The 25,855-nt window shown below is 52.2% G+C and carries 32 protein-coding genes; 2 read left to right on the top strand and 30 right to left on the bottom strand.

The window, feature by feature from the left end; translation table 11 throughout:
* Window positions 1–49: 49 nt before the first annotated feature.
* Genes GXX34_11220 through GXX34_11230 form a run of 3 tightly spaced genes read right to left on the bottom strand, consistent with a single transcriptional unit; the run spans window position 50 to window position 3,494 of the window.
* On the bottom strand, window positions 50–2,029 hold the full coding sequence (locus GXX34_11220; protein ID HHW08076.1) for a CoB--CoM heterodisulfide reductase iron-sulfur subunit A family protein: 1,980 nt from the start codon (window positions 2,027–2,029) through the stop codon (window positions 50–52).
* On the bottom strand, window positions 2,026–2,925 hold the full coding sequence (locus tag GXX34_11225; GenBank protein HHW08077.1) for a heterodisulfide reductase subunit B: 900 nt from the start codon (window positions 2,923–2,925) through the stop codon (window positions 2,026–2,028). Before GXX34_11225 ends, GXX34_11220 begins: the two co-directional genes overlap by 4 nt.
* Window positions 2,925–3,494 (bottom strand): 4Fe-4S dicluster domain-containing protein, encoded by a 570-nt coding sequence (locus tag GXX34_11230; protein HHW08078.1) that lies wholly within the window; start codon window positions 3,492–3,494, stop codon window positions 2,925–2,927. Before GXX34_11230 ends, GXX34_11225 begins: the two co-directional genes overlap by 1 nt.
* 221 nt (window positions 3,495–3,715) lie before the next feature.
* Between GXX34_11230 and GXX34_11235 the strand changes: the two genes are divergently transcribed.
* The gene (locus tag GXX34_11235; protein ID HHW08079.1) at window positions 3,716–4,642 is read left to right on the top strand and encodes a Na/Pi cotransporter family protein; all 927 of its coding nucleotides are present in this window, start codon (window positions 3,716–3,718) and stop codon (window positions 4,640–4,642) included.
* A gap of 86 nt (window positions 4,643–4,728) precedes the next feature.
* The gene (locus tag GXX34_11240; GenBank protein HHW08080.1) at window positions 4,729–4,881 is read left to right on the top strand and encodes a small, acid-soluble spore protein, alpha/beta type; all 153 of its coding nucleotides are present in this window, start codon (window positions 4,729–4,731) and stop codon (window positions 4,879–4,881) included.
* 32 nt (window positions 4,882–4,913) lie between these two features.
* Here GXX34_11240 and GXX34_11245 read toward each other — a convergent pair whose 3' ends face one another.
* From GXX34_11245 to GXX34_11375, 27 genes are all read right to left on the bottom strand, one after another.
* Window positions 4,914–6,227 carry a methyl-accepting chemotaxis protein gene (locus tag GXX34_11245; GenBank protein ID HHW08081.1) on the bottom strand — a complete coding sequence of 438 codons (1,314 nt, stop codon included), beginning with the start codon at window positions 6,225–6,227 and terminating at the stop codon, window positions 4,914–4,916.
* An 18-nt stretch (window positions 6,228–6,245) separates the two neighbouring features.
* Complete coding sequence (fliY, locus tag GXX34_11250) at window positions 6,246–7,340, bottom strand: flagellar motor switch phosphatase FliY (protein ID HHW08082.1); 1,095 nt, start codon at window positions 7,338–7,340, stop codon at window positions 6,246–6,248.
* Window positions 7,333–8,352, bottom strand: a complete 1,020-nt coding sequence (fliM, locus tag GXX34_11255; GenBank protein HHW08083.1) for a flagellar motor switch protein FliM — start codon at window positions 8,350–8,352, stop codon at window positions 7,333–7,335. Before fliM ends, fliY begins: the two co-directional genes overlap by 8 nt.
* A gap of 29 nt (window positions 8,353–8,381) precedes the next feature.
* Window positions 8,382–8,744, bottom strand: coding sequence for a response regulator (locus tag GXX34_11260; protein HHW08084.1), 363 nt, complete (start codon window positions 8,742–8,744; stop codon window positions 8,382–8,384).
* Window positions 8,745–8,756: 12 nt separating this feature from the next.
* Window positions 8,757–9,374, bottom strand: coding sequence for a chemotaxis protein CheC (locus GXX34_11265; GenBank protein HHW08085.1), 618 nt, complete (start codon window positions 9,372–9,374; stop codon window positions 8,757–8,759).
* Window positions 9,375–9,429: 55 nt separating this feature from the next.
* Window positions 9,430–10,203, bottom strand: coding sequence for a protein-glutamate O-methyltransferase CheR (locus GXX34_11270; protein HHW08086.1), 774 nt, complete (start codon window positions 10,201–10,203; stop codon window positions 9,430–9,432).
* A gap of 21 nt (window positions 10,204–10,224) precedes the next feature.
* A complete protein-coding gene (locus GXX34_11275; GenBank protein HHW08087.1) occupies window positions 10,225–10,728 on the bottom strand; it encodes a chemotaxis protein CheD in 504 nt (167 codons plus the stop codon).
* A gap of 100 nt (window positions 10,729–10,828) precedes the next feature.
* Complete coding sequence (gene flgG, locus GXX34_11280) at window positions 10,829–11,614, bottom strand: flagellar basal-body rod protein FlgG (protein HHW08088.1); 786 nt, start codon at window positions 11,612–11,614, stop codon at window positions 10,829–10,831.
* A gap of 42 nt (window positions 11,615–11,656) precedes the next feature.
* The gene (locus tag GXX34_11285; protein ID HHW08089.1) at window positions 11,657–12,421 is read right to left on the bottom strand and encodes a flagellar hook-basal body complex protein; all 765 of its coding nucleotides are present in this window, start codon (window positions 12,419–12,421) and stop codon (window positions 11,657–11,659) included.
* Window positions 12,418–12,882 carry an endolytic transglycosylase MltG gene (locus tag GXX34_11290; protein ID HHW08090.1) on the bottom strand — a complete coding sequence of 155 codons (465 nt, stop codon included), beginning with the start codon at window positions 12,880–12,882 and terminating at the stop codon, window positions 12,418–12,420. The genes GXX34_11285 and GXX34_11290 overlap by 4 nt, the downstream gene beginning before the upstream one ends.
* Window positions 12,879–13,298 (bottom strand): hypothetical protein, encoded by a 420-nt coding sequence (locus tag GXX34_11295; GenBank protein ID HHW08091.1) that lies wholly within the window; start codon window positions 13,296–13,298, stop codon window positions 12,879–12,881. The genes GXX34_11290 and GXX34_11295 overlap by 4 nt, the downstream gene beginning before the upstream one ends.
* Window positions 13,299–13,318: 20 nt before the next feature.
* A complete protein-coding gene (locus GXX34_11300; protein HHW08092.1) occupies window positions 13,319–14,017 on the bottom strand; it encodes a FliA/WhiG family RNA polymerase sigma factor in 699 nt (232 codons plus the stop codon).
* A 21-nt stretch (window positions 14,018–14,038) separates the two neighbouring features.
* Window positions 14,039–14,686, bottom strand: a complete 648-nt coding sequence (locus GXX34_11305) for a hypothetical protein (GenBank protein HHW08093.1) — start codon at window positions 14,684–14,686, stop codon at window positions 14,039–14,041.
* A 25-nt stretch (window positions 14,687–14,711) separates the two neighbouring features.
* Entirely contained in the window at window positions 14,712–15,593 is an 882-nt protein-coding gene (locus GXX34_11310) for a MinD/ParA family protein (GenBank protein ID HHW08094.1), read from the bottom strand.
* Entirely contained in the window at window positions 15,593–16,630 is a 1,038-nt protein-coding gene (locus tag GXX34_11315; GenBank protein ID HHW08095.1) for a flagellar biosynthesis protein FlhF, read from the bottom strand. Before GXX34_11315 ends, GXX34_11310 begins: the two co-directional genes overlap by 1 nt.
* Window positions 16,627–18,705, bottom strand: coding sequence for a flagellar biosynthesis protein FlhA (flhA, locus tag GXX34_11320; GenBank protein HHW08096.1), 2,079 nt, complete (start codon window positions 18,703–18,705; stop codon window positions 16,627–16,629). The genes GXX34_11315 and flhA overlap by 4 nt, the downstream gene beginning before the upstream one ends.
* A 17-nt stretch (window positions 18,706–18,722) precedes the next feature.
* Window positions 18,723–19,817, bottom strand: a complete 1,095-nt coding sequence (gene flhB / locus GXX34_11325) for a flagellar biosynthesis protein FlhB (protein HHW08097.1) — start codon at window positions 19,815–19,817, stop codon at window positions 18,723–18,725.
* Window positions 19,817–20,581: a flagellar type III secretion system protein FliR gene (fliR, locus tag GXX34_11330; GenBank protein HHW08098.1), complete on the bottom strand. Its 765-nt coding sequence runs from the start codon at window positions 20,579–20,581 to the stop codon at window positions 19,817–19,819. Before fliR ends, flhB begins: the two co-directional genes overlap by 1 nt.
* A gap of 11 nt (window positions 20,582–20,592) precedes the next feature.
* Window positions 20,593–20,862 carry a flagellar biosynthesis protein FliQ gene (fliQ, locus tag GXX34_11335; protein ID HHW08099.1) on the bottom strand — a complete coding sequence of 90 codons (270 nt, stop codon included), beginning with the start codon at window positions 20,860–20,862 and terminating at the stop codon, window positions 20,593–20,595.
* Window positions 20,863–20,934: 72 nt separating this feature from the next.
* Window positions 20,935–21,696, bottom strand: coding sequence for a flagellar type III secretion system pore protein FliP (gene fliP / locus GXX34_11340; protein HHW08100.1), 762 nt, complete (start codon window positions 21,694–21,696; stop codon window positions 20,935–20,937).
* Between the two features lie 5 nt (window positions 21,697–21,701).
* Window positions 21,702–22,043 (bottom strand): flagellar biosynthetic protein FliO, encoded by a 342-nt coding sequence (fliO, locus tag GXX34_11345; protein HHW08101.1) that lies wholly within the window; start codon window positions 22,041–22,043, stop codon window positions 21,702–21,704.
* A gap of 12 nt (window positions 22,044–22,055) precedes the next feature.
* Window positions 22,056–22,445 (bottom strand): hypothetical protein, encoded by a 390-nt coding sequence (locus GXX34_11350; protein ID HHW08102.1) that lies wholly within the window; start codon window positions 22,443–22,445, stop codon window positions 22,056–22,058.
* A 12-nt stretch (window positions 22,446–22,457) separates the two neighbouring features.
* Complete coding sequence (locus GXX34_11355; protein HHW08103.1) at window positions 22,458–22,895, bottom strand: flagellar basal body-associated FliL family protein; 438 nt, start codon at window positions 22,893–22,895, stop codon at window positions 22,458–22,460.
* Entirely contained in the window at window positions 22,888–23,643 is a 756-nt protein-coding gene (locus tag GXX34_11360) for an OmpA family protein (protein HHW08104.1), read from the bottom strand. The genes GXX34_11355 and GXX34_11360 overlap by 8 nt, the downstream gene beginning before the upstream one ends.
* Window positions 23,636–24,433, bottom strand: coding sequence for a motility protein A (locus GXX34_11365; protein ID HHW08105.1), 798 nt, complete (start codon window positions 24,431–24,433; stop codon window positions 23,636–23,638). Before GXX34_11365 ends, GXX34_11360 begins: the two co-directional genes overlap by 8 nt.
* Window positions 24,434–24,447: 14 nt before the next feature.
* Window positions 24,448–24,648, bottom strand: coding sequence for a flagellar FlbD family protein (locus GXX34_11370; GenBank protein ID HHW08106.1), 201 nt, complete (start codon window positions 24,646–24,648; stop codon window positions 24,448–24,450).
* Window positions 24,649–24,833: 185 nt separating this feature from the next.
* Window positions 24,834–25,763 (bottom strand): flagellar hook-basal body complex protein, encoded by a 930-nt coding sequence (locus tag GXX34_11375; GenBank protein ID HHW08107.1) that lies wholly within the window; start codon window positions 25,761–25,763, stop codon window positions 24,834–24,836.
* Between the last annotated feature and the right edge of the window lie 92 nt (window positions 25,764–25,855).

Consider the following 25,855-nt stretch of genomic DNA (forward strand, 5'->3'; position numbering starts at 1 on the left):
CAGGTGAAGGCGATCACTTTCGGTTCCCACTGGGAGCCTTGAGCTTGTTCTACAGACACAGTGCATCCACCTCCATGAGGATCTGTTCATCGGTAAACCCTTTCACGTTGATGGCGCTGGAACGGCAAGCCACGTTGCAGTTACCGCAACCCTGACAGAGCCCTTCATTAACGGAAGCCACCAAGCGTTCCTGAATTTTGCCGTGGACTTTCTCCTGAACCGGTACCAATTCAATGGCTTTAAAAGGACAAACGGGTACACAGAGCCCGCAGCCGGAGCATACGGCCCGGTTCACGGAAGCCACTTGCGGGTCCGTAGCCATTTCCGTCTTGGAGAACAGGCTGGCTACCTTCACCGCGGCGGCGCTGGCCTGGCTGACCGTATCGGGAATATCTTTCGGCCCCTGGCAAGCACCGGCCAGGAAGACACCGGCGGTGAAAGTCTCCACCGGGCGCAGTTTCGGGTGGGCTTCCTGGAACCAGCCGTCTTTATCCATAGAAACGCCGATGAGTTTGGCCAATTCGTCAGAACCGTGGGAAGGTACCATGGCCGTAGCCAGCACCACCAGGTCCGCTTCCACTTCCACCGGCATGCCGACTAAGGTATCTTCTCCTTTCACTACCAGCTTGTCACCGCGCTGGTAGATCTTGGAGACACGGCCCCGCACGTACACGGCTCCCTCGCTGACCGACCGTTCATAGAACTCGTCGTAGGCTTTACCGGGTGTTCTCACATCCATATAGAAAACGAAAGCTTTAGAATCAGGAATCTTGTCTAAGACTTGATGGGCATGCTTTGCTGTATACATGCAGCAAGCCCGGGAACAATAAGTCTTGCCCTTCTCCGGATCCCTGGAGCCGACGCATTTAATGAAGACCACCACTTTCGGCTCTTGGCCGTCGGAAGGACGCAGGATCTTTCCGCCGGTAGGACCGGAAGCGTTGGACATTCTCTCAAACTGCATGCTGGTGATGACATCCGGGTACTTGCCGTAGCCGTATTCGCCGTAGGCTTCCTGCCAGTTGAACAAGTCAAAACCGGTAGCCATGACAATGGCCCCAAATTTCTCGGTAAGGAGTTCATCCTGCTGCTCGTAGTCCACCGCTCCCGCCGGGCACATTTTCTGGCAAATACCGCACCGGCCCTTCACGAAGAGGCGGCAATGTGTCTTGTCGAGCACCGGCACATTGGGCACCGCTTGCGGGAAGGGGGTATAGATCGCCTTCCGCTGTCCCAAACCGTAATCGAACTCGCTGGCCACTTTGGTGGGGCATTTTTCCTGGCAGATACCGCACCCGGTGCACTTGTTTTCATCTACTAAGCGCGCCTTCTTGCGAATGGTCACAGTAAAGTTACCTACATAACCGCCGACTTCTTCCACTTCGGCATAAGTGATAATTTTAATGTTAGGGTGCTGCGCCGCAGCAACCATCTTGGGCGTGCTAATTCAGGCACTGCAGTCCAAAGTGGGGAAGGTCTTGTCGAGCTTGACCATATTTCCCCCAATGGTGGGCTCGCGGTCCACCAGCCAGACTTCATACCCGGCATCGGCGATATCAATGGCTGCCTGCATGCCGGCGATGCCGGCACCAATCACCAAAGCCCGGCGTTCAATGGGAATGCTCCCCAACTGCAAGGGTTCATTCTTCGTGGCTTTGGCCACTGCTGCCCGCACCAGATCGATGGCTTTGTGGGTGGCCGCTTCTTTATCCTTATGCACCCAGGCGCATTGCTCCCGGATGTTGGCCATTTCAAAGAGGAACTGGTTCAAGCCCCCGTCCTGGCACGCCTTGCGGAAAGTGGGCTCGTGTAACCGGGGCGTACAGGAAGCTACCACCACCCGGTCCAGGTTGTGTTCTTTAATAGCCTTTTTGATCAAATCCTGACCCGGTTCAGAGCACATATATTGATAATCAGTGGCGTAAACTACATCCTGCATTTCGCCCGCCACTTCAGCTACTTTCTTCACATCCACGGTAGCTGCAATGTTGGTACCGCAATGGCAGATAAAAACACCTACCCGCTTCATGCCTCTTCCCTCCTTGTCGTCGGATGTCTTAAGAGATCTTTGTCTTCAAGCAGTTTCAGCCCGTTGACAAAGTGTTTCCCTACTCCCATTTCCTTGGGGCTGTAGCCGAAGGCTATACCCATTAATTCCGTGAAATAGAAGACAGGCATATTGTACGTTTTGCCAAAGGCCTGCTCCACCCCTTTTTGCCTCATATCCAGATTGAGGAAGCACAGGGGGCAGGCGGCAGCAATACAATCGGCGCCGTTATTGGCCGCATCCTCGAAAATGTTGCGCAGCAGGACATTGGCATCTTTCGTCATCGTAGTGGTATGGCCGGCACCGCAACACTCGGTCTTAAAGGCCCAATCCACCGGCTCTCCTCCCAAAGCCTCAATGATCCGGTCCATGCTGGTCGGGTTTTCCGGATCATCAAAGCCGGTGATCTCAGGGGGCCGTACCAGTAAACAGCCGTAATAAGAGGCCACCTTGAGACCTGTCAGAGGGCGCGTAACGTGCTTCTTAATTTCCTCCGTCCCCACCTTGTTGGCCATCAAATCCAGCAAGGCAACGGTCTCATTGGTGCCGTTATATTCCATTTCAATAGCCCGGCAGATTTTTTCCTTCAAGTCCGGTGAGGTACGCACCGCATGCTGGGCCCCGCACATCCTGTTGTAGCAAGCGGCACAAGGCACAGCCACGTCCAAGTTTTCTTTCTCTGCAATGGCCAAGAGATAAGCGGGCAGGGCCAGTCCCAACAAGTGATCGGTGGAATGGGCGGCGGAAGCGCCGCAGCAAATCCAATCGGGGATCTCCCACAGCTCAATCCCTAAATGCTTGGCCACTGCTTTCGTGGACATGTTATATTCAATGCCGGTGGATTCAAGGGAACAACCTGGAAAATAAGCATACCGCATCATCCGTTCCCTCCTAACTTTTGACAATTAGCAAAAATACGTTTCGCCGCTTCATGGCCTTTATAGCGCTTGGGAATAGGATGAACTTTCCCATTCAACAATAAAGCCGGTGCCAGGGGCACATCTTTCAAGAGATGACCGGATTTCAAGTTGAAGAGCATAATCAGCAAAGCCTCCGGGACGCGCCCGAACTGCTTCACGGTCATCAAGAACAGGTCGCTGAAAATGTCGATGTCCTTGATGGGTATCTTATTCCTCTTTTTCGCCTCGATACGCAAAGCTTCCATGACCTTGGGAATGTCCACCCCTTTAGGGCATCTGGCATAACAGGTGCCGCAGGCGGCACAGACCCAAATGGATTTCGAGGAAAGGGCCTGTTCGGTGAGCCCCAGCTGCAGCATCCGCATGATCTTATGGGGCGTATGGTCCATGGCAAAATTGAACGGGCAGCCTGCCGAACACTTGCCACATTGATAGCAATCCAGCACCTGAACCCCAGTCGCCCCGTTCAGCTTGGCTATAAAATCTTTACTATTATCTAAAGCGGAAGTGAGTTCAATATTCTCCATAGGATCCCCCTCTTTGGAAATTCAGTATTTGTTAGAGAAGGTACAATACTGGGCTTGCCCTCCCCTCCTAAATCGTTAGGTTTAATTTAAGCACCATTATTAAAGGCCGATCCTTGTAATATATTCGTTAGGATCAAGTGAACTCCTGCTCAATCCTTGTATATTTCAAAAAAGTGATACAATATAATTTTACTAAACAAACCCATGGCGGAGAAGATGAAATGCCTGTCATCTTGCTGTCCTTTCTCGCAGGGCTTGGAGCCCTATGGTCCGGCATCCGGCTGTTGCCGCTGGGATTGGAAACCCTGGGGCAGACCCGGATCCGCTATGCCCTGACCCGTTTTACCGCCACCCCCTGCTTGGGTCTCCTTACCGGCACCCTGGTCACGGCCCTGGTCCAGTCCTCCAGCGCCGTTACCGTTATTGCCGTGGGACTGACAGGGCGCGGCCTCATGTCTCTATCCCAGGGCATCGGCATTGTCTTAGGAGCCAACATCGGCACCACCATGACCGGCCACATCCTGGCTTTCGATCTCACCCGGTTCAGCCCCTGGCTGGTGGGCCTGGGTCTTTTGGGATGGTGCCTGCCCCATCGAAAAAGCAAAGCCTGGGGCCAGGTTCTTTTAGGTTTAGGCTTCATCTTTAGCGGGCTGCATCTAATGGAACAGGCCTTTTCCCCCTGGCAGCACAGTGCCGGCCTGCAAGGATGGCTGGTACTAATCGGCCGCAATTACTTTTTAGCTTTGCTTTCCGGCATTGTGATCACAAGCATCCTGCAATCCAGCTCTGTGGTGACCGGCTTGACCATGGTACTGGGGGAAAAAGGGTTCCTGTCCCTGGCCGGTGCCGTGGCGGTGATGCTGGGCAGTAACCTGGGCACTTGTGTCACCGCCGTGCTGGCGGCTATAACCGGCAGCACCGAGGCCAGGCGCCTGGCCTTGGCCCATTTCATGCTCAATGCCGGGGGGATCTTGCTGTTTTTCCCTTTAATTGATGTTTATGCTCATTTGTTAACTTTTACCGCTAAAGAACTGCCGCGGCAGATCGCAAACGCTCATACTATTTATAACATAATTTGCTCTTTGATGGTGCTGCCATTTGTTGACCGGTTTGCCTGGCTTATCCGCCGGCTGCTCCCGGCAAACTGAACAGAAGTTTCCTGTTTCAAGTTCTTTAGAGGGTGACAAACTAATGACGGCAGCTAAAAAAGGAGGTTATTCTGGTGGCGAAAATTATGTCCGAAGCCCTTCGCTGGGAAATTGCGAAAGAGCTTGGTGTGGACCACATTGTTGCCACAGAAGGATGGGGCGGTGTTCCTTCACGGGAGTGTGGGAACATGGTTAGAAAGGCTATTGAAATAGCTGAGCGAAGCCTGGCCCAGAAATAGCTGCCAAAAAGTTAGACCGCCGGTAAGGCGGTCTAACTTGCTTCTTCCAGTTTGTAATGCCTGACCATATCCATTAATTCGTTGGACATGGTGGACAAGCGGTGGGACATCGCCTGGTGCTCGCTGTAATTGGCAGCCAGTTCTTCAATGGCGGCGGCCACTTCCTGGGTGCTGCCGGCGGTGCTGGTGGCGATGCCTTCAATCTCACCCATCAGTTTGACGACTTCTTTGCCTCCCTCGGCCATCTCCTGGCAGGCCAGGGATACCTCTTCAATTTGCTTTGCCACATCGCGGATGCTGGCGACGATCTTATTAAAAGCTTTACCGGCATTGGCTACCACTTGAATGCCGTTGCTCACTTCCACCGTCCCTTTGCTCATGGACTCTACCGCCAGCTTGGTTTCGTTTTGAATATGTTTAATTAATTCTGAAATTTGCTGGGCCGCCGTAGCCGATTGCTCCGCCAGCTTCCGTACTTCCTCGGCGACCACGGCAAAACCTTTACCCTGCTCGCCGGCCCTGGCGGCTTCAATGGCGGCATTGAGAGCCAGCAAATTAGTCTGCTCGGCGATATTGGTAATAGTTTCCACAATCTGCCCGATCTCCACGGATCTTTCGCCCAAGAGCTGTACCGTCTTGGCGGAATTGTTTACCGTATCGCTAATGCGATTCATCTGGGATACGGAATCCTCAACGGCCCTGCCCCCTTCGATGGCAATTTCCGTCGTGGCCTGGGATAACTCGGAGACGGAACGGGCATTGGCGGCTACCTGGTGAATAGCGGTGGACATTTCGCCGATGGTGGCGGCGGTACCCCGGATGCTCTTGGTCTGCTCATCCATGCCCAGGGCCACGTTTTGAATCGTCGTGGCCATCTGTTCCGTGGATTGCGAGGATTCCTGCACGTTGAGACTCAGCCCTGAAGCCATCTCCGCCACTTCCGTGGCGACATCTTTAATCTTTAATGTATAAAGCCGGAAATTCTCCACCATATCGTTAAAGCTTTTGGCCAAGGTCAAAAGCTCATCTTGCGTGCGGCACCTGGCTTTGGCCGTCAAATCACCTTGCGCTGCCTGCTCCATGGCCTTCACCACATTGTTCATGGGATTCAAAATGACCAGAGCCATTATGTACCCAACAAAAATAGAAAACAACGTACCTAGAGTGCCGGCCACCAAGATGTTCCTCTTAAACACACCAAAGGCCCTGGACGCGCTACCATGCTCCGCCGCCTCCCGCAAGAGTTCCGCTACGGTAGGGAAGGTGTATCCAATGGTAGCGATCCAGATCACAATCGTTACCACGGAGAAAGTGAACATCATTTTCCATTTCAGGCTTATGCGCATAGGTACCCCCCCACAAGCTTATTTACGCAGGTTGTTAATGCGAGCCACGGGACTTTCAATACTGACGATTTTCACGCCAAAGTTCTCGTTCACTACCACTACTTCTCCTTTAGCAATCGGCTTGCCATTAACTAGGATATCCACCGGCTCTTCGGCAAGTTTATCCAGCTCCACAATGCTGCCCGGCGTCAATCCTAGAACTTCTTTAATGGGTCTCCTGGCTTTCCCTAATACCACTGACACCCGTAGGGGCACATCCAAGATTAAATCCAGATTTCTAGGCTTCACGCCGTCCCACTGGGGGGCCTCTTCACCGGCTACCGCTTCTTGCCAAGCGTTAGCGGTTATGGCAGGCTGCTGGGGAGTAACGGCAGTCTCCAAAACAGGCTCTTCCGGCGCCGGGGCTCTGCTCTGCATGGTAGTTCCCATCAGCATCGCCGTCTCTTCCTTAGCAATGCGTGCCGGTATCACCTGGATCAGGGTGCTGTCAATCAAATTGCCGATTTCCATGCGGAAAGAAACCACCACGACCGGATCTTCCATCACCCAGGGAAAATCTACTTCCGAGCCGCTTTCGACGGACCTGACGCTAGGGGTGGAGATGACCACCATGGTGTTGAACAAGCTGGACATAGAGGTGGCCGCCGAACCCATCATCTGGTTCATGGCTTCCGCCACGGCACTGGCATGGAGTTCCGTGACCTCTTGCTGGATATTGGTCCCGTCCCCGCCCATCATAAGATCGGCAATGATCAAGGCGTCAGTCACGTCAATGATTAACAGGTTGCTGCCTTCTAACCCTTCCGTAAAACCCACTTCAATTAACATGAAGGGTGTGGTGAAACTGGCCAGCAGTTCTTTCGGAGACATGACTTTCACTGTGGGGGTCGTGATATTAACCCGTTGATTGAGCAGCTGCGACAGAGCGGTAGCGGCACTACCCATGGAAATATTGCCGATTTCCCCGATCGCATCCTTTTCAATTGGATCCAGGATCTCATCCGTATCCTCTACTTCATTTCCCGGTGGGATTTCCTCCGGCTCTTCGGACACTTCCCCAAGTGCGTCTTGCAACAAAGCGTTGATTTCTTCCTGCGACAAAAAATCATTCATTGCGTTTTTCACCTCTTTCCAGATAACCGGTAACTTGTACAGCCAGGTTATTACCCCAAATGCCGGGCTGTACGGTAAACTTGGGTACTCCTCCCACCATCATGACTAGGTCTTGTGCTGCTTTGTTGTCCAAGGGTAAAACGTCTCCGACCTGTAATTCAAGGATATCTTTTACGGAGAGTTCTGTCTCTCCTCCGGATACCACCAATTCCAGGGGAGTCTGGTTTAACACGTCCAGGATCAGCTGTTCTTGCCCTTCCACTTCCCTTTCCGTCGAGGCATACCAGTAGCGCGAAGACAGTTTAAATACTACCGGCTCCAGGGTTAAATAGGGCAAGCACAGGTTCAGCATCCCTTCAAAGGAGCCAATGGTGGTAGTAAAGGTAACCACGGCCACAATTTCATTGGGAGAAATAATCCTGTTCAACTGGGGATTTGTTTCCAGCGCCTGGATGCTGGGATTGACATCGGTGACCTCGGACCAGGCGTAAGTAAGGTTTTCCATCACCTTGTGGTATAAATGCTTGAGCACATTCACCTCAATATCGGTTACTTCCCTGACCTGCCTCGGCATCTGCCCCGGTCCCCCAAAGAGCAAATCGATAATGGGGAAAACAAATGCCGGGTTTGTTTCAAACACAGCCGAACCGGGCAAGGGTTCCAAGTTCACTACCGCCATGACCGTAGGCGCGGGTATGGATACAACGAAATCCTCAAAAGTAATTTGTTCCACCGAGGCAATCTTAATCTGAATATTCGTTCTAAGATATACCGATAAGAAATTTGATGCCAAACGGGCAAAGTTTTCGTGAATTAAGTGAATGGTGCGCAGCTGGTCTTTGGAAAACTTATTCGGTCGCCGGAAATCGTAACTCTTCGCCTTGACCTGTTCCGCTTCTCGCCGGATTTCCTCCGTATCAATTTCACCTGAGGTAAGGGCACTGAGCAGCAGATCTATCTCTGATTGGGAAAGAACTTCATCTACCAAAGGACCCACCACCTTCACAGCCATTCCGTCTTCCGGGAAGGAAATGGCCTAGCTTAGCCTATAGCTTTCTTCACAGCTTGGATGACGCGTTCCTGTTGGAAGGGTTTTACGATAAAATCCCGCGCCCCCGCCTGGATTGCTTCCATCACCATCATCTGCTGGCCCATGGCGCTGCACATGATGATCTTGGCACTTGGGTCTATCTTCTTGATCATTTTCACAGCGGTAATGCCATCCATTTCCGGCATGGTAATATCCATGGTCACGAGATCCGGTTTCAGCTCCTTATACATGTTAACGGCAACCAGCCCGTTTTCCGCCTCTCCTGCCACTTCATAACCGTTCTTGGTCAAGATGTCCTTGATCATCATCCGCATAAACGCAGCATCATCTACAATCAAAACTCTTTTGCCCATGGTAACCACCTCCTAAACATTTAGCCCAAGAGCCGAAAAAATGGTTTCTAAGGAGCCAGCGGCCGGAACCAAGAAAAAATGGCCGTTAATGGAAATCTCTTCTTCATAGAAGGTGGTTTCAATAATCAGTACCCTATCCTCAAAATACCCACCTTCCACAAAGGCGGCGCTCAATACCGCCCCCAGCATGTCAAAAGCAAAGGCCGGTACTGAACCCACAAAATCAAGTTTGGTGAACTCGGCAAAGGCAGTGATAAATGAACCTGTCAGGATATTGCCGACTTCCTTAATAGCTGATTGTCCTATATCATCTAATTCGGTCGTACTCCCGGCTCCCCGTCCCAGCAGCATATCAACCAGCTGGTAGGTGCTCTTTTCGTCCAGCAGGAAAAGTATCTTGCTTGGCGCATCCCCTGAGACATCAAAATTGATACAGGCCACTTTCTCCTCTTCATTACCTACTAAACTGAAAATCTCCTGGAAATTCATGACACCTGCTTTGGGAACGGCCATGGATATTTTCTTGTTCAGGAGCGTGGCTAATGAAGAAGCTGCATTTCCTGCACCAATGTTGCCTATTTCCTTCAGCACTTCCAATTGGAAACCGGTTAGATGGTCCCAGCTGTTCATGGCATTTCTCCTTTAGCTAGATTTACCCATATTCCTCGCTTCCTGCCAACATCTATCAGTCAACAGAACGGCGGTAGAACCACGGCATTACTTTTTCATAGCCCATTTCCCGGTAATAGAGCATGTTTTCCGTAGCGCCGATAAACAGGACGCCCCCGGGATTTAAGGCTTCTCTGAACTTGCGGTACAAAAGGTTCTGCGCATCCATGGTGAAATAGATGGTCACATTGCGGCAAATGATTAAGTCATAGTTGCGATCGTATTCATCGACCAGCAAATCATGATGCCGGAATTGGACCCGCCTTCTGATAGTGTCAGAAATGAGATAACCGTTTCCTTCCGGCTGGAAGAACCTCTTAAGCCGCTCCTGGGATACGTTTTTCAGAAAACGCTCTTCGTAAAAACCTTTCCTGGCCACTTCGAGGATTTTCTTGTCAATATCGGTGGCTTCAATCTGGTGCCTGACACCGGGCGTGAGCTCCTCCAAGATGATGGCGACGGAGTAGGGCTCGGCGCCGTTGGAACAAGCCGCGCTCCAGATTTTCAGCCTGCTTTTTGTTTTCAGCAATTCCGGCAAGATTTTGGTTTCCAGAACCTTAAAGATCTCCGGGTTGCGAAAAAACTCCGACACATTGATGGTTACCTTATCTAAGAAGCGCGCTAACTGCTCTTCATCCCGCACCAGGAGATCAAAGTACTGCTGAAAATCGTTGATACCCTGGCTTTGCATAAGACTAGTTATTCGACGTTTTAGCTGTTTTTCCTTGTAGCCCGCCAGGTTCAGCCCAAATTGCCGGTAAATGCGTTTTTGAAACTCGGCGAATTCCATCTCCCTTCCCCTCCCCATGCGCTAGATACTGATTAAGGGTCTGCCGATAGCTCTGATCAATACCTCGCCGTCAATCAGGCGAAAAATCATGGTGCGCCCGTAGTTCTCGCCGGTATGCTCACCAATCAGCGGTATTCTCAGAGCCTGGAGAACTTTCTTGGTCATTTCCACATTACGCTGACCAATGTTCAGGGAGGTAACGTTTTTATCTCCAAAGTTGAACATTTGGGCCCCGCCGGCAATTTTCGCCGTGATGGTACTCTTCCTGGCCCCCCGTTTGAGCATTTCCTCCAGCATGGCCGGGATGGCCAGGTCCGCATATTTGGCCGGATTGGACTTGTTTTGAAACTGGGTGCTGTCCGGCAGCATGATATGTGCCAACCCGCCGATGCGCGTAACCGAATCATACAAGGCAATGCCGACACAGGATCCCAAACCCAAGGTGATGATTTGTTTCGGCTCCCGGTCTACTTTCCAATCAGCTATTCCCACCTTTATTTCATCAGGATATCGTTCAACTACCATTGCCCATTTCCTCCGCAATCCCCTTATGGAACAACAACAAATCGTGCTTTAGATCATTCATCCGGTTAGCGCTGGCATCATCCAAAACAGGGGCATTATTCTATCTTCTTAGATTGTTAGCCATGGACCACATTTCATCGGCCGCCTGCAAAGCACGAGAGTTAATCTGGTAAGCCCTCTGGGCCTCAATCAAGCTCGTAATCTCCTCTGCCAGCGTGACGTTGGAGCTTTCCAGATAACCTTGTTTGATGGTGCCGAGATTCTCCTCCCCCGGCATCCCTTCCCAAGCCTCTCCACTGGCCTCGGTAGCTATGTACAGATTGTCACCGACCGCTTCCAAACCTTCGGGATTGACAAAGCTGTAAATGGGCCAGTACCCAATCTCTGCAGTTTCACCGGCTGCATTTTTCCCGGTCACGATGCCCTCCGGAGATACCGTAATCTCCTGTATGTCCGGGTCTATCACGAAGGGAACTGTCAGAGGATACCCCTGGGCTGTCACCAGATACCCTTCCGGGTCCACATGAAACACCCCGCTCCTGGTATAAGCTAGGTTGCCGTTCGGCAAAACCACTTCAAAGAATCCCTGCCCGATAATGGCGAAATCCAGAGTCCGCCCGGTTTCCACTACCGCCCCTTCGCGCCAATCACGGTGCATGCTGTTGACCGTCACCCCGTGGCCGCCGGTGACGGGTCTTTGACTCGGGGGTTGGGGATTGACCGGTACGCCGGGGGCGGCCAGCTCCCGGTGCAACAATTCGGCAAAGGAAACATCCTGTTTCTTGTATCCCACGGTATTGATATTGGCAATGTTATGGGCAATTACATCCACTTTCTGCGCCTGGGCATTAATGCCGGCGGCGCTGTTGGCCAAAGCGCGCAGCATCTTCTCACTACACCTCCTTGCCTAATTCTCGGCCTCCATGATCTACCTGACGCTGCCCAGTTCATTTACGCTTTTGCCCAGTATCTCATCCTGGGCCTGAATAGCTTTCTGGTTGGCTTCATAAACCCTGGTGATGGTAATCAAATCAACGATTTCCTGCACCAGGTTGATGTTCGCTTTTTCCAAGAAACCCTGTTTCACGGTCACTTGCTCCGCAGGAGCGATGTTGACGGTCTCGGGGGCGATAAAATAATTGTTCCCTTCCTTGACCAGTCTCTGCCAATCATCGAAATCAGCCAGGAGCAGCCGGTCGATGACCCAGCCTTCTCGATGGACTATCTCTCCTTCCGGGGTGATTAAGAATTCAATATCTGCCAAATTAATTAATCCTTGATAGCCTAACACATAATCCCCGGTAGCCGTCACCAGATAGCCTTCACGATCCAGATGAAAAGAACCGTCCCGGGTAAACCTGAGCCCATTGGCGGTCTCCACGGTAAACATACCCGGACCTACCAGGGCCAAATCCAAACTCCGGCCCGTTTCCTGCAGCACACCGTCGGTATAATCAGTCCGTGTTTCATCCACCATGGTACCGTAATTAGTGGTACCGATACTGCGGCGGCCGGCAATACCGGAAGGCAGTCGCTCTACCCGTTCCAGCAGCACATCCTGAAATGTGCGAAAGACATGGGTGTCCTTCTTATAGCCCACCGTGCCGGCATTAGCCAGGTTATTGCTCACCCGGTTCTGATTCAGCTCCTGGGCGGTCATGCCGCTGGCGGAAATGTATAAACCCCTGATCATTGGCTAGCCTCCTTTCCCGGAATCAACAGCAGGTCAATAATCTCATCCACCGTCAAGTCGGGAGTGAAATCATAATACCCTGCCCTCAACTTGGTGCTGACGCCCCTGGCTCGCACCCGCTCGGAAAAAACCTCCGGATCCCGGATGACCTTCTCTTGCGCCAGGATGACGGCGATTTCCTCCGAAGTAGTGCCCCAGGGAATATAAACCCGGATGGGCTGGGGTTCCTGCTCCACCGGTTCTTGCGGCTCCACCGGTGGAGGAGTGTTTCCTCCCGTACCGCCCAGCACCAGCACCTCGTCTTTATAGACCATGCCGTAACTCCTGGCCAGGGCTTCTATTTCAGCTCTCGAGGGGGGAGTGTCCTTGGCCGAACCGGCCAGCATCAGTCCCCCTGCCAGCACCAGTCCAAATCCAAAACCCATGAAAAACTGCGCGTAACGGTAAAAAAAACTCTTCATCGCCTTAGATTCAGGATTAATTCGATCTCACCCTTTCCCCGGCCCAAGTCCTTAGCAATTTCCGTCACACTCTTTCCTGCATCATAAGCCTGGAAAACCCGGCGATAAAGCTCGATTTCCGGCAGCTGCCCTGCCGGCTCCCTCTCCCTGTCTCCGCCCTGCTGCACTCTTTCTACTTGCTCCGGCGGCACAGGGGTTGCTTGTCTCGCCTCCACTTGACGGCTGAGGGACCGGTATTCTTGCCTGAGCTGTGCCATACGCGTTTCCAATTCCTGTATTTCCTCAGTTAATACCCTGGCAAAAGCGGCCCGGTCAACGCCGGCCTCTTCTGCTGCCTTGCGCCAGGCCAGGGGAGCAAAAACCAGGACGATGATGACACCAATTACCAAGATGATCAAGGCCAGCAGCTGCTCCATGGCTTCACCCCTATCTATTCCTACTCTTCCAGTTCGTACTTCAGGCGCAGCAAGGCACGGGCATGCAATTGGGATACGCGGGACTCCGAGACCTCCAGAATGGCGCCAATCTCTTTTAACGTCAGACCTTCATGGTAGTACAGGGAGAGGACTAAATGATCCCGCTCGTTCAACCGGCTCAAAGCCGTTGCCAACCTTTCTTTCATTTCCTTCTCTATGTACAAAGCCTCCGGATTGGGACTGTCCGGATCCTCCAGGGTATCCGCCAGCCGGAAATTGTCTTCCGGGTCATCGGTCAGGAACTGTTCCAGGGAATCCACGCTCATGCGGTTGACTTCCGCCAGTACCTGCCGCAGTTCAACCACGCTCATTTGGGCTTCCGACGCCACTGCCTCTTCGGAAGGTTCTTCCCCTGTCCCCTCGAAGCTTTTGAAAGCCTGGTTCACCCGTTTGAGCTTATCCACCACAGAACGAGGCACCCAGCTGTTCTGCCGTAAAGCGTCGAGAATGGCGCCCCGGATGCGCCGGCTGGCATAAGTTTCAAACTTAATCCCCCGGCTGGGGTCGAATTTGTCCCAAGCATCCATCAGCCCGATAATGCCATAACTGATCAGGTCTTCCCTTTCCATATGGGGCGGCAGCTTGGCCGGGATCCTGTTTGCCACGTATTTCACCAGGGGCAGGTAGGCTGTGATCATTTGTTCCCGGCTCGGTTTCATCCCTCACTACACCCCACTGCTTTAATCTCCTAAATCCAACAAGCGCTGTTCCCGCTGTTTTTGAAATACATATTCGATGACTTGATCCCGATCCCTTTCGGTAATCTCCTGAAAAGACACGCCCAGCAGGTACTTGCCGTGTTCGGGCATGGGTTGACAGCGGCGCACTACTGCTTTTACCGACATCTGGAGGGGTCTGTTTTTCAAAGGAAGTTCAAAACGCAAGAGAATCAGTGCATCCTCCTCCACCGGCTTGCCGGTCACAATGCCTGCCCCACCACCGCTGATATCCACCATGATCCCTTTCTCCAAAGAGTCTTCTTCCGGCAAGGCCCATTCCACATCCAAGAAAGTCTTAACCCTGACATATTCTCTTAACTGGATCCGTTTTCCTTCTTCCGGCGTCACCAGTACGTAGCCGGATAAAGGTTCGTTGACCTTTTTGATCACGGTGGTGGTGAAAATGAATTTCTCATTGGTACCGTAGAGAATTACCTCCACCTCCTCATTCCGGTGCAGGAACAGGTTATCCTTGCCCCGGTAAGGAGGAGTAATAAGAAAGAATTTATCTCTTACTTGCAGCACCTGGCTCTTGTAATACTTACCATCGTCACCAGCCAACCGGATCTCCAGTTTCTTGCCATCCTCTAAATATTTGTCTAGCTTCACACTGGTCAATGCCGTATTTACCTCCCTAACAGAACAAGCGGTGAAGACGGTTTAAGAATTTCTGCACCCCAAAAGGTCTTGGGACAACCGTGTTGGAAAGATTGCCCGCGATGACTTGAATGTCTTCGGCGGCATGCGAGAAAGGATACTTCAGCAGCACCGGCTGCTGCTCCTTCACAGCTTTAATCAGCATTTTATCTTCCCTGATGCACCCTAAACTCTCCAGTTCCAAATTAAGAAAACGCAGGGCGGTCATTTTCAGCCTCCGACCGGCATTCTCTCCTTCCTGAAGGCTGTTGACCCGGTTAATAACCGTTTTGATTTCAGCGTGTTCACCGTATTTGGCCAGTATCTTGATGACCCCGTAGGCATCCGTCAATGAGGTGGGTTCGGTGGTAGTAACAATAATTACTTCCTGTGCAGCAGCCAAAAAACCTACCACTACCCGGGAAATGCCTGCACCGGTATCGATAAACACGTAATCCGCTGCCGCGGCCACCTCCTGCAGGGCATCAAGCAGCCTTTGCTGGTCCTGGGGCTTCACATTGGCCAGTTCCTGGATGCCGGAGCCTCCCGGGATCACCTGCACCCCGGCGGGCCCGTCGATAATAACATCCCTTAGTTCCTTCCGGCCGTACAGTACATCATACAAAGTATAGCGGGGCACTAGACCCATTAAAATATCCAAATTAGCTAATCCCAAATCCGCATCAAAAATGACCACTTTCTTGCCCCTCTGGGCCAGGGCAATGGACAGGTTAACCACTAAATTGCTTTTCCCCACTCCCCCTTTGCCGCTGGCTACGGCAATGATGCGGGTACCGGCCGTTTGCTTGACAGGTGGTGGCGATTGTTTCTTAACACTGTCATGGACTAGCTCCCGTAATCGCGCCGCTTGGTCCTTCATTATGCCAATGCCTCCACCATCAAAGTAGCTAATGCCTTCGGTTCGGCCTGCAGGATATCATCAGGCACGTTTTGGCCGGTGGTGACGTAGGCCACGGGACAACCCGTATGATTGGCCACATTGATGATGGTGCCTAAAGAACGGGTCTCGTCGGCTTTGGTAAAAATCAGGTGATCATAGCTTGCCAGTTGAAAATCCTTGGCAATCCGGAGCATATCCCTGGATTTGGTGGTACAGCTTAAGACCAGAAAAGTGATCTTATCCGGCACTGCATCCAGCATCAGCTTCAGTTCCTTTAACTGTTCCGTATTCTTGGAAGGCCGGCCGGCCGTATCAATGAAAATGGCATCTTTATCGCGATGTTTCTCCACCGCCTGCGCCATTTCCTCCGGCGTCATCACCACTTCCAAAGGTACGTTTAAAATATCCGCATAAGTCCTCAATTGGTCTACCGCACCGATCCGGTAAGTGTCAGCGGTAATGAGGGCTGTTTTCTTGTGTTGAAAGAGAGCCGCGTGGGCCGCCAGCTTCGCCAGGGTGGTAGTCTTGCCGACCCCGGTGGGACCCACGAAACAGTAAATGCGTCCATCCACCGGCTTAATATATTGAGAGAGCAGCTCCGTCATATGCCGGATCAGCACCTCTTTTTCCTGCCCACCCCCCGGCTGTCCCAACCTTTCCGCCAGCCGGGCACTGATGTCCTGATCAATGTCCATTTGGCTGAGTAACTCCTGCCAAAGGGAGCCAAAAGAGGGCAATGGGGGCCGGGAAGAAGGCGGTACCGATGCATTTCTTAAATCCTGCAGCATCTGCCTCAATTCCTTGATCTCCTGCCGCAGTTCATTTTCTTCCCCTTGAGCCGCAGCCACTTCTTCCAGGGCAGCGGTGACTTCCAGCTGGCGCAAGCCGAAAAACCTCCGCCAGCCCGGCCCGGGTACGGTCCGGGTAGACAGGATGACTGCATCAGGGCCCAGTTCCTTCCGGATCCGTTCCATGGCTTCCGGCATGGTACTGGCCAAATAACGCCTGACAATCACTTCAGCATCACCGTCCCTACCGATTCCACTTCCAGATCAGGCAGCAATTCCCCGTAAGCCAAGACGACCAGATTGGGTAAGTAGCGTTCTGTCAACCGGCGAAATAACAGGCGCACTTTGGAAGAACACAGCACTACCGGCTGCACCCCCATCATGGCCATCCGTTCCACCAGGGGCGTCAGGCTGTCGAAGATGCGCTGGGTCATTTCCGGCTTCAGCACCGGGTAGCTCCCGTTTTGGGTTTTCTGCATGCTTTCCGCCAGGGCTTGTTCTACCTCCGGATGCAAAGTGATTACGTGCAGCTTGCCGGCCGGTCCACCGTAGAGCTTGGTGATGGTACGGCGTAGAGCCCCCCGCACACTTTCCGTCAGGTAGTCTATATCCCTGGTCACCCGGGCGCTGTCCGCCAGCACTTCCAAAATCGTCACCAGGTTGCGGATGGGTACCCGCTCCGCCAGCAAATTCTGCAGTACTTTTTGCACTTCCCCGTAAGATAACAACTCGGGCACCAGTTCTTCCACCACGGCAGGTGAAGATTCTTTCACCTTGTCCAGCAAATCCTTCACTTCCTGCCGTCCCAAAAGCTCCGCCGCATTGGCTTTGATGAATTCCGTCAAGTGGGTCACCAGCACCGTGGTGGGATCCACGACGGTAAAGCCTTTCAGTTCCAGTCTTTCTTTTTCATCGTAGGTCACCCACCAAGCCGGAAGCCCAAAAGTAGGCTCCTTGGTGGGAATACCCGCAATATCCTCTTCCATGCCGCCGGGGTTCATGGCCAGCCAGTAACCGGGCAAAATCTCCCCGGAGGCCGCCTCAATCCCGTGCAGCTTAAACACATATTGATTGGCACCCAACTGTAAATTGTCCCGGATACGAATGGGGCGGACGTAGATGCCCAGGTCGGCGGCACACTGCCTCCGCACCACGGACAGCCGGTCCAGCAAATCCCCGCCCTGTCCTTCATCAGTTAATGGAATCAGATTATAACCGATTTCGATTTCCAGCGGGTCAACCTGGAAAAACCCTAAGACATTCTCCGGCTGCCGCTGGGGTTTCGCCTGCTCCTGGGCTCGAATCTGCTCGGCGATGGCTTTCTTCTTTTCCTCTTGGAGCAAGGTATATGAAGTAAACCCGGTGGCCACCGCCAAGATGAAAAACGGCACAAACGGCAGTCCCGGCACCAGGCCCAGCACGGCCAGCAAGACGGCCGCCAGGCCGATAACCTTGGGAAAGCCGGCCAGTTGGGTAGACAGCTCCCTTCCAAAACTGCCGCCGGAAGAGGAGCGGGTCACCAGGATACCGGTGGCCGTGGACACGAGTAAAGCCGGGATCTGGGTCACCAAACCGTCGCCCACGGTCAGGATGGTATAAGTGCGCAAGGCGTCCATCAAAGACATGCCGTGCTGCCACATGCCAATGATGAAACCACCGCCGATATTGATCAGGGTAATGACGATGCCGGCAATGGCGTCACCCCGGACGAACTTGCTGGCACCGTCCATGGCCCCGTAAAAGTCCGCTTCCCGCTGCAGCTTTTTGCGCCTTTCCCTGGCTTCGTCATCGGTGATCAACCCTGCGTTTAAGTCAGCATCTATACTCATTTGTTTGCCGGGCATGGCATCCAGGGTGAACCTGGCCGCCACCTCAGCCACCCGGCCGGCGCCGTTGGTGATTACGATAAACTGGATGACGGTAATAATCAAAAAGATGATGAATCCTACCACGTAGTTGCCGCGCACCACAAAATCGCCAAAAGCTTGGATCACCTCACCGGCACTGGCGGTGGTCAGGATCAAACGGGTTGAGGCTACGTTTAAAGCCAGCCGCAATAGAGTCACCACTAACAGCAGGGAAGGAAACACGGAGAATTGGAGCGGTTCCACCGTGAACATGGTGGTCAGGAGAATGATGACACTCACGGCCAGGCTGAAGGTTAAAGCCACGTCTAAAACCCGCGGGGACATAGGGATGACGATGATAAAAATAATGGCAATAACACAAGCGGCGATTAACAGGTCTCCATTACCGCGAAATTGTCGTAGACTGCCTAACAGACCGGAATCCGGCGCCGCCACTTACCTCACCCCCGCTTTCAGATTTTTCCGCCCATGCGGTAGAGCATGGCCAGGATTTCCGCCACTGATTGATACAGCTCCGGTGGGATTTCCTGCCCGATTTCCACATGCTTAAAGATGAATTGAGCCACCGGCTTGTCTTCCACAATGGGAATGCCGTGTTCTTTCGCTTTTTCCTTGATCCGTTCCGCCACCACCCCTGCTCCTTTAGCCAAGAGCAGGGGAGCACCGTCGGATTCCATGTCGTATTTTAACGCAACGGCCAAGTGCACCGGGTTGGTGATCACGACCGTCGCTGCCGGAATGCTGTGCATCATGCGATGAATGGCCAGCTGCCGCTGCTTTTCCCTTAGTTTTGCTTTGAGCAAGGGATCCCCTTCCAATTGCTTGAATTCCTCTTTCACTTCTTGCTTGGACATGCGAATCCCTTTTTCAAACTCTTTGCGCTGGAATACATAATCCACTATGGCGATGGCCAGGAAGGCCGCGATGACACCCATCCCCACCTTGAAAACCAGCTTGGCCACCACTTCCATGCTTTCCCATACGCTCATATCCACCAGGAAAAGCAGCGTGTCAAAGCCCCCGGCCACGATCTTAAAACCGATAAAACCGACGATAACTACTTTCAGGACGGCCTTGACCAGCTCCACCAGGGACCGGCGGGAAAACATCCGCTTAAAACCCTGCACCGGGTCGAGATGGGACAGCTTCGGCTTGATGGTTTCAGCCGTAATCTTAAAACCCACCTGAGCCATGTTGGCGCCCATACCCATGAGGACGGCCACGAGGAACACCGGACCCATCAGGCGAAAATAGGTCGCCACCACTTCAGTCATAACGTGCTCCGCATCCTCGCTGCCAAACGGCCTGGCCAGCCAGTCCCCCAGCACCAGCTTAGTAAAGCCTTCCGTATACCGCAGGAAATAAGAACGAAGGGCAAAAAGGATTACCATGGAAGCCAGCAATACCAGAGCTGCATTCAGGTCAGTACTTTTCGCTACTTGGCCTTTTTTCCTGGCTTCCTGCCGCCGGTGGGGCGTTGCTTCTTCCGTTTTTTCCTCGGCAAAGAGCTGCAAGTTTATGAGAAAAGGATATACCTCGTTGGACATCAGCGAAAACTCCCGATAATGGTCATTAAATCCCGCTCCAGTTGGCTTAGGATGTTACCAAATACCACTGCCATGATGGGCATGATCACAGCCATCACCAGCACGCCCAGGCCAATTTTCAAAGGAAAGCCCATAATGAATACATTTAATTGAGGGACGGTCCTGGCTACCAGACCAAGGGCCATCTCACTGACAAAAACCACCGCCAAAACCGGTGCGGCCAGTTTAAAAGCCAGCAGAAACATCCCGGAAAAAACGGATACCAGTTCCTGCACGGTTCCCCCGGCAAAATGCACCCCGGTAACCGGCACCACCTCAAAACTGGCCCTTAAGGCCAAAAGCATGCTGTGGTGACCGTCCATGGCCAGCAGCATCATCAGGGCCACCAGGTTGAGAAAACGGCCCATGAGAGTGGATTGCACCTGGCTGGCCGGGTCAAACAGGTTGGACATGGCAAAACCCATGCTCACATCCATCAACTGGCCCGCCACCATCACGGTATGAAAAATGATGTTGGCTGTAATCCCCAAAGCCAGGCCTAACAGCACTTCACCGGCAATTAAGACCGAAAAAGTAATCCCATCGACCTCCAACAAGGACGGGCCGCCGGCAAAAGGTGTTACCGCCGCCGCGAGAAACAGTCCCAACCCGATCTTGCTCCAGGCGGGCAGGCTTGGATTGGAAAACAAGGGAGCTACCGCTATAAAGGAAGTCAACCTGGCAAAAACCAGCAAGAAAACCAACCAGAGATTATAATCAACCAACCTTCATCCACCTACCTCACTAAAGTGCTGAGGCTGGAAAAAAGGTTGGCCGAAAAATTCACCAGGGTAGTCAGCATCCAGGAGCCAAAAACTAACAAAGATAAAAGCACAGCAATGATTTTGGGTACAAAAGTAAGGGTCTGTTCCTGGATTTGGGTAGTCGCCTGCAAGACGCTGATGGCCAAACCCACTACCAACCCTATGATCAGAGCCGGTGCCGCCAGCATGAGAGCCACCAGCAGCCCTTCCCTGGCCAGGTGCAACACAAATTCTTGGCTCAATCTTCATACCTCCTGCTACACCCTGGTACAATCATAAGATGTCTTCGCTGAGCCGGCGGTTTTCCCTGCCTGCTAACCAAAACTCTCCAGCAGGGATTTCACCACCAGGTACCAGCCATCCACCATCACAAACAGCATCAACTTAAAAGGAAGACTAATCATGATCGGAGGCACCATGAACATCCCCATGGACATCAAGGTGCTGGCGACCACGATATCAATCACTAGAAAAGGAATGAAAATGATAAAGCCCATCTGAAAGGCTGTTTTGAGCTCGCTGATAATAAAAGCCGGGACCAGCACCGTTAAAGGTATATCCTCTTTCGTTTCAGGGCGCTCCATATTGGACATATTGACAAACAGAGCCAGATCCTTTTCCCTGGTCTGCTTGAACATAAATTCTTTAAAAGGATCCGCCGCCAATTGGAAGGCTTCCTCTTGGGACAGTTCCCCTGCCAGGTACGGATCCAAAGCATTGACCTTTGCCTCCTGAAACACCGGTGCCATGATAAAAAAAGTAAGAAAAAGTGCTAAACCAATCAGCACCTGGTTGGGAGGCGTCTGCTGGGTAGCCAGGGCGTTCCTGACAAAGCTTAACACGATCACAACTCTGGTAAAGGAGGTCACCAGGATGAGAATCGCCGGCACCAGGGACAAAATGGTGAGCAACACCAAGAGCCTTAATGTGCCTACCACTTCTACGGGATCATCGGATTGTTGAATTTGCAGGTCAATGTTCGGTAACGGTATCGGCTGGGCCAGTGCCACTTCCCCTGAACCCAACCATATCACTAACCCAAGTAAGACTAGCCAGCATAGCTTCGTATTCTTCATCTTGTTCAACCCTTGCGCCTGGGATTCATCCATTTTGTCCATGAATCCCTCCAATTCTGCCATTCCCCGTTCCCCACCTGCGCCGTTTCCCGGTAATGGGGAAGCTCTTTGAGGAGACTTACCCCGGCTTCCGAAATGCCGATGAGGTAGTACTCCTCCCCAACCCTAACAATACATAAACCTGTTTTCGGCCCTAAAGGAAGCCTCTCTACCACCCGCATGCTCCCGGAACCTTGCCATAACTGTCCCCGGGATGCACCGAACTTAATGCTCCAGTAGGCGAGCAACACCACCAGCGGGAGGAAAATGATGACCCGCAGGACCGCTGTCCATAAATCCCCCTCCATCGGTTTTGCCCCCTAGCTTTCTCGTCCTTCCTCTTTGGCTTCCTCATTGGCCAGTTCAGTCACACGCACTCCAAAATACTCGTTGATAACCACTACTTCCCCTTTACCGAAAAGCACGCCGTTAACGTCGATTTTCACCGGTTCCCCGGCGAGGCAGTCCAGCAGCACAATATCATCCCGGGACAGTTCCAATACCTCTTTCACCGTCATTTCCGTGGAGCCCAGTTCCACGTCCACCGTTAACTCCACGTCACCCAGGAAAGAAATATCCTTTCCCCGTGCCGACTGGACTTCGGGAGGTTGCAGCCGCTGGAATCTCACCGGCGCTACTCTTGGTCCCTTATCCTCTTTCAGGGATTGGAACATAGCTTCTATGTCGTTTTCGCTCCAAAAGGCTCCCACAACATCCCCTCCCTATTGAATAAGAAATTGATTAAAGTACAATCCCACCACTTCACCTTTAGTCAAGTGGCTGTTAATGGCGTTAATTAGCTCATGTTTGAGCGCTTCCCGGTCCGCTAGGTCTGACACGGTTTTGTTGGACAGGACGGTATTAATTGTATCCCGGATTTTATAACCCTTCTCCGTCATTTCACCAATTACCTTTTTGTCATGGGTTTCCACGGATATTTCCGCTCGCAGGTAACGCCGGAAATTGCTGTCCTTAAGATTGACGGTGAAAGTTTCTAAAGGTATCTCATAGACAGGCAACTCCCGCTCTACGCCCCCGTTAGCCGCGAGAAAAAAATAAACTCCCGCGCCTGTGCCGACCATCACCAGGACGACAACTACTGCTAAAATAATCCAAAAAGCTCTGCCCACGGTCCTCCTCCCCTCTACAAGTTCACTCAACAGCCAGCACCTCCCGCTGGATTACTTCATTAGCCCTGATCACCATCACTACGCGCCGATTAAGCTGCATATTCTCCTCGGTATCATTTGGTGCCACCGGGCGGTACTCGCCGTAACCGATGGCGACAAACTTGTGCGGGTCCAGGTGATGGGTATCTATGTAATAACGAATGACCCGGGAAGCCCTGGCTCCGGATAACTCCCAGTTACTCGGAAACTCCCGCGTTGAAATCGGCCGGCTGTCCGTATGGCCTTCCACATGGACCTGGAACGGCAGCCGCCGGAACAAGTCCGCCAGGGGATCAAGTACCGCTTGAGCTTCCGGTTTCAAATCTGCTTTGGCTGTATCAAACAGCACCTTATCCGGAATATCCAGTGCCACCCCGGCTTCTTCATAACGGAGACCTACTTGGTCATCCAGCCCGGCCTCAGCCAGGGTTTGCTGCACCATCTCGTACACTTCCATCAGCGTGTAATCAGGAGCAGGCGGCAGGGGATCCCGCCCGGAAGAAAGATCCTGTATCGGGGTGATGGTCTCCGGCTGCACTTCTTCCATTGGTTTCTCTCCCCAGTCTAAAACACCTACTCCTTGGAAGGAAGCCAGAAAAGCTTGGAATTTAATGGTATCCACCACCGATAAAGAAAACAGCAAGACAAAGAAGACAAGGATCAGAGTCATCATGTCGGAGAAAGTAGTCATCCAATGGGGCGAACCCGGCAATTCGCCTTGTGACCGGCGCTTACGCATTAAAAGTCACCTCTTGCGGTGTGGTTTCTTGTACCTTCAGCCGCGCCGGGAGGAAAGCCATGAGTTTTTCTTCCAAGATCCGCGGGTTCATCCCTGACTGGATGGCAATAATCCCCTCCATGATAATGGACTTAATCAATACTTCCTCTTGGCTCCGCAGTTCTAATTTGGTAGCGATTGGCAACAGTACCAGGTTAGCCATGATGGCACCATAGAAGGTGGTGATCAAAGCCACCGCCATGCCGGGCCCCAAGGCACTGGGATCATCTAAACGAGCCAGCATCTGGATTAAACCGATTAACGTACCAATCATCCCGAAAGCGGGAGCGAGAGATCCCCAAGTCTTGTACACACTGGCTCCAATTTCATGGCGATACTGCATATGATCAATATCGGTTTCCAAGATATCGCGGATCAGTTCCGGGTCCAGTGCATCGACCATCATCTGGATCCCTTTTTGGAAGAAGGGATCCGGCAAACGGTCCATGTCGTCCTCCAAGGCCAGCAGGCCCTCCCGGCGGGCCTTCTTGGCCAGTTCCCCGAACATCTCAATCAATGCATAGGGTTCCATGGTTTCCGTCGAGAAAACTTGTTTAGTAATTTTTACGACGTTCTTGATTTGTTCCAGGTCATAACTGATCATAAGGGCAGCCAAGGATCCGCCTACGGTGATGAGCACGGAAGGGATGCTCCAGAACATCCTGGCCTGCCCGCCAAGATAGATGGCTAGGCCGAGGGTAAAGACACCGCCGGCCAATCCTACGACTGTCATGATGTCCAGCTTACGCAATATGCTTCACCTCTTCAGGGCTTTTCGGTTAGAGGGCCTTGGCAATTTCTCCGGTACTGTACCACCAGTTCAATAATCTCGTCCATGCTTTCCTGTACCATAAACTTCTTACCGTTGACCAGCGTAATCACTGTTTCCGGCACTTCTTCAAGCCTTTCGATTAAGTCGCAATTAACTGTAATGGTCCTTTTATCCAGAGTCGTCACTTTAATCAAACACGGCCACCCCTTTCCGGCCATGGATTCCCAAAAGCCTATTACCAGCAGCCATTAACTCCGCTTGCGTGAATTGCGTTCAGCGGACGCAAATCATCCTTCATCTCGGTTAGTATTTATGTATGTAATATGAAGGGCAGCCTAGGAAGGATAACCCCTTCCTAAGCTACCGCCATCTCGCTCCATTACCGCTTCAAATTAGCCAGCTCCGCCAGCATCTCATCGGAGACGCTGATCACCCGGGCATTAGCCTGGAATCCCCGCTGGGTGACGATCATGTCGGTGAATTCCATGGCTAATTCCACATTAGACATTTCTAAGGCACCTGAACGGACAATTCCGCGGTCACCGCCAGGTGAATCGATGATGTTTGTATTACCATTGATGTCGTTGTTGTCGAAACCATTATTAGTCAGCACAGGACCCTCCCCTCCGACAGCAGCTTGAGAATAGCGATACATATTTTGGCCAACCTTTTCTAACCCGGCCGGATTTATAAACTTAGCAATAGCAATTGGAACACCTACATCATCGTCATCATCAGCACCGTAGGTTCTTGAGACTCCCTGTGCATCAACAAAATGCAGGTATCCATTAGTGTCAAAGTTAAAGCTCTTCGCATCTGCAGGAATGGAGATGGCCTTGCCTTCAGCATCCAACACGAATAATCCATTTGCTGGATTAACAAGATAGAATCTCCCGGATTCTACTCCTATATTACCAAGTTCATTATCATCACCGAACTCGTACGGCACAAAACGAAATGCTCCAGCCCTTGTATAGAACAACTCCTTGCCGTCCGATAAAACAAAGAAGCCATCTCCTTCAATCATCAAATCATCTTCTTTTCCCGTCGTTTGGGCCGCTCCTTGAGTGTGAATTACATCAATGGTTCCCAAAGAAATGCCTATGCCAATTTGTTGTGGATTGGTTCCTCCTCGCGTGGCGCTGCCGGACGAGCCACCTTGAAGGGTTTGATAGAAAATATCTTGAAAAGTAGCCCGGGCTCTCTTGAAGCCGGGAGTGTTGACGTTGGCAATGTTGTCGCCGATGACGTCCATTCGGGTCTGGTGGGTTCTTAATCCCGCCACGGCGGCATACATGGAACGCATCATAGTCGATCATGACCTCCTTTACGGAATTCGTACTGTTTCCAGCGCCGCTGGATTGCTTCAATCGGTCCGCAATCCGGAGCTTCCTCTATGAG

The organism is Clostridia bacterium (assembly GCA_012840125.1).
In the GTDB taxonomy this organism is placed as follows: domain Bacteria; phylum Bacillota; class DULZ01; order DULZ01; family DULZ01; genus DULZ01.

Bases quoted from the DNA above. Each gene is read 5' to 3' on its own strand.
- GXX34_11225 (HHW08077.1), bottom strand. From the start codon at position 2,925: ATGCGGTATGCTTATTTTCCAGGTTGTTCCCTTGAATCCACCGGCATT.
- GXX34_11230 (HHW08078.1), bottom strand. From the start codon at position 3,494: ATGGAGAATATTGAACTCACTTCCGCTTTAGATAATAGTAAAGATTTT.
- GXX34_11235 (HHW08079.1), top strand. From the start codon at position 3,716: ATGCCTGTCATCTTGCTGTCCTTTCTCGCAGGGCTTGGAGCCCTATGG.
- GXX34_11240 (HHW08080.1), top strand. From the start codon at position 4,729: ATGTCCGAAGCCCTTCGCTGGGAAATTGCGAAAGAGCTTGGTGTGGAC.
- GXX34_11245 (HHW08081.1), bottom strand. From the start codon at position 6,227: ATGCGCATAAGCCTGAAATGGAAAATGATGTTCACTTTCTCCGTGGTA.
- fliY (HHW08082.1), bottom strand. From the start codon at position 7,340: ATGAATGATTTTTTGTCGCAGGAAGAAATCAACGCTTTGTTGCAAGAC.
- fliM (HHW08083.1), bottom strand. From the start codon at position 8,352: ATGGCTGTGAAGGTGGTGGGTCCTTTGGTAGATGAAGTTCTTTCCCAA.
- GXX34_11260 (HHW08084.1), bottom strand. From the start codon at position 8,744: ATGGGCAAAAGAGTTTTGATTGTAGATGATGCTGCGTTTATGCGGATG.
- GXX34_11265 (HHW08085.1), bottom strand. From the start codon at position 9,374: ATGAACAGCTGGGACCATCTAACCGGTTTCCAATTGGAAGTGCTGAAG.
- GXX34_11270 (HHW08086.1), bottom strand. From the start codon at position 10,203: ATGGAATTCGCCGAGTTTCAAAAACGCATTTACCGGCAATTTGGGCTG.
- GXX34_11275 (HHW08087.1), bottom strand. From the start codon at position 10,728: ATGGTAGTTGAACGATATCCTGATGAAATAAAGGTGGGAATAGCTGAT.
- flgG (HHW08088.1), bottom strand. From the start codon at position 11,614: ATGCTGCGCGCTTTGGCCAACAGCGCCGCCGGCATTAATGCCCAGGCG.
- GXX34_11285 (HHW08089.1), bottom strand. From the start codon at position 12,421: ATGATCAGGGGTTTATACATTTCCGCCAGCGGCATGACCGCCCAGGAG.
- GXX34_11290 (HHW08090.1), bottom strand. From the start codon at position 12,882: ATGAAGAGTTTTTTTTACCGTTACGCGCAGTTTTTCATGGGTTTTGGA.
- GXX34_11295 (HHW08091.1), bottom strand. From the start codon at position 13,298: ATGGAGCAGCTGCTGGCCTTGATCATCTTGGTAATTGGTGTCATCATC.
- GXX34_11300 (HHW08092.1), bottom strand. From the start codon at position 14,017: ATGAAACCGAGCCGGGAACAAATGATCACAGCCTACCTGCCCCTGGTG.
- GXX34_11310 (HHW08094.1), bottom strand. From the start codon at position 15,593: ATGAAGGACCAAGCGGCGCGATTACGGGAGCTAGTCCATGACAGTGTT.
- flhB (HHW08097.1), bottom strand. From the start codon at position 19,817: ATGTCCAACGAGGTATATCCTTTTCTCATAAACTTGCAGCTCTTTGCC.
- fliP (HHW08100.1), bottom strand. From the start codon at position 21,696: ATGAAGAATACGAAGCTATGCTGGCTAGTCTTACTTGGGTTAGTGATA.
- fliO (HHW08101.1), bottom strand. From the start codon at position 22,043: ATGGAGGGGGATTTATGGACAGCGGTCCTGCGGGTCATCATTTTCCTC.
- GXX34_11360 (HHW08104.1), bottom strand. From the start codon at position 23,643: ATGCGTAAGCGCCGGTCACAAGGCGAATTGCCGGGTTCGCCCCATTGG.
- GXX34_11375 (HHW08107.1), bottom strand. From the start codon at position 25,763: ATGATGCGTTCCATGTATGCCGCCGTGGCGGGATTAAGAACCCACCAG.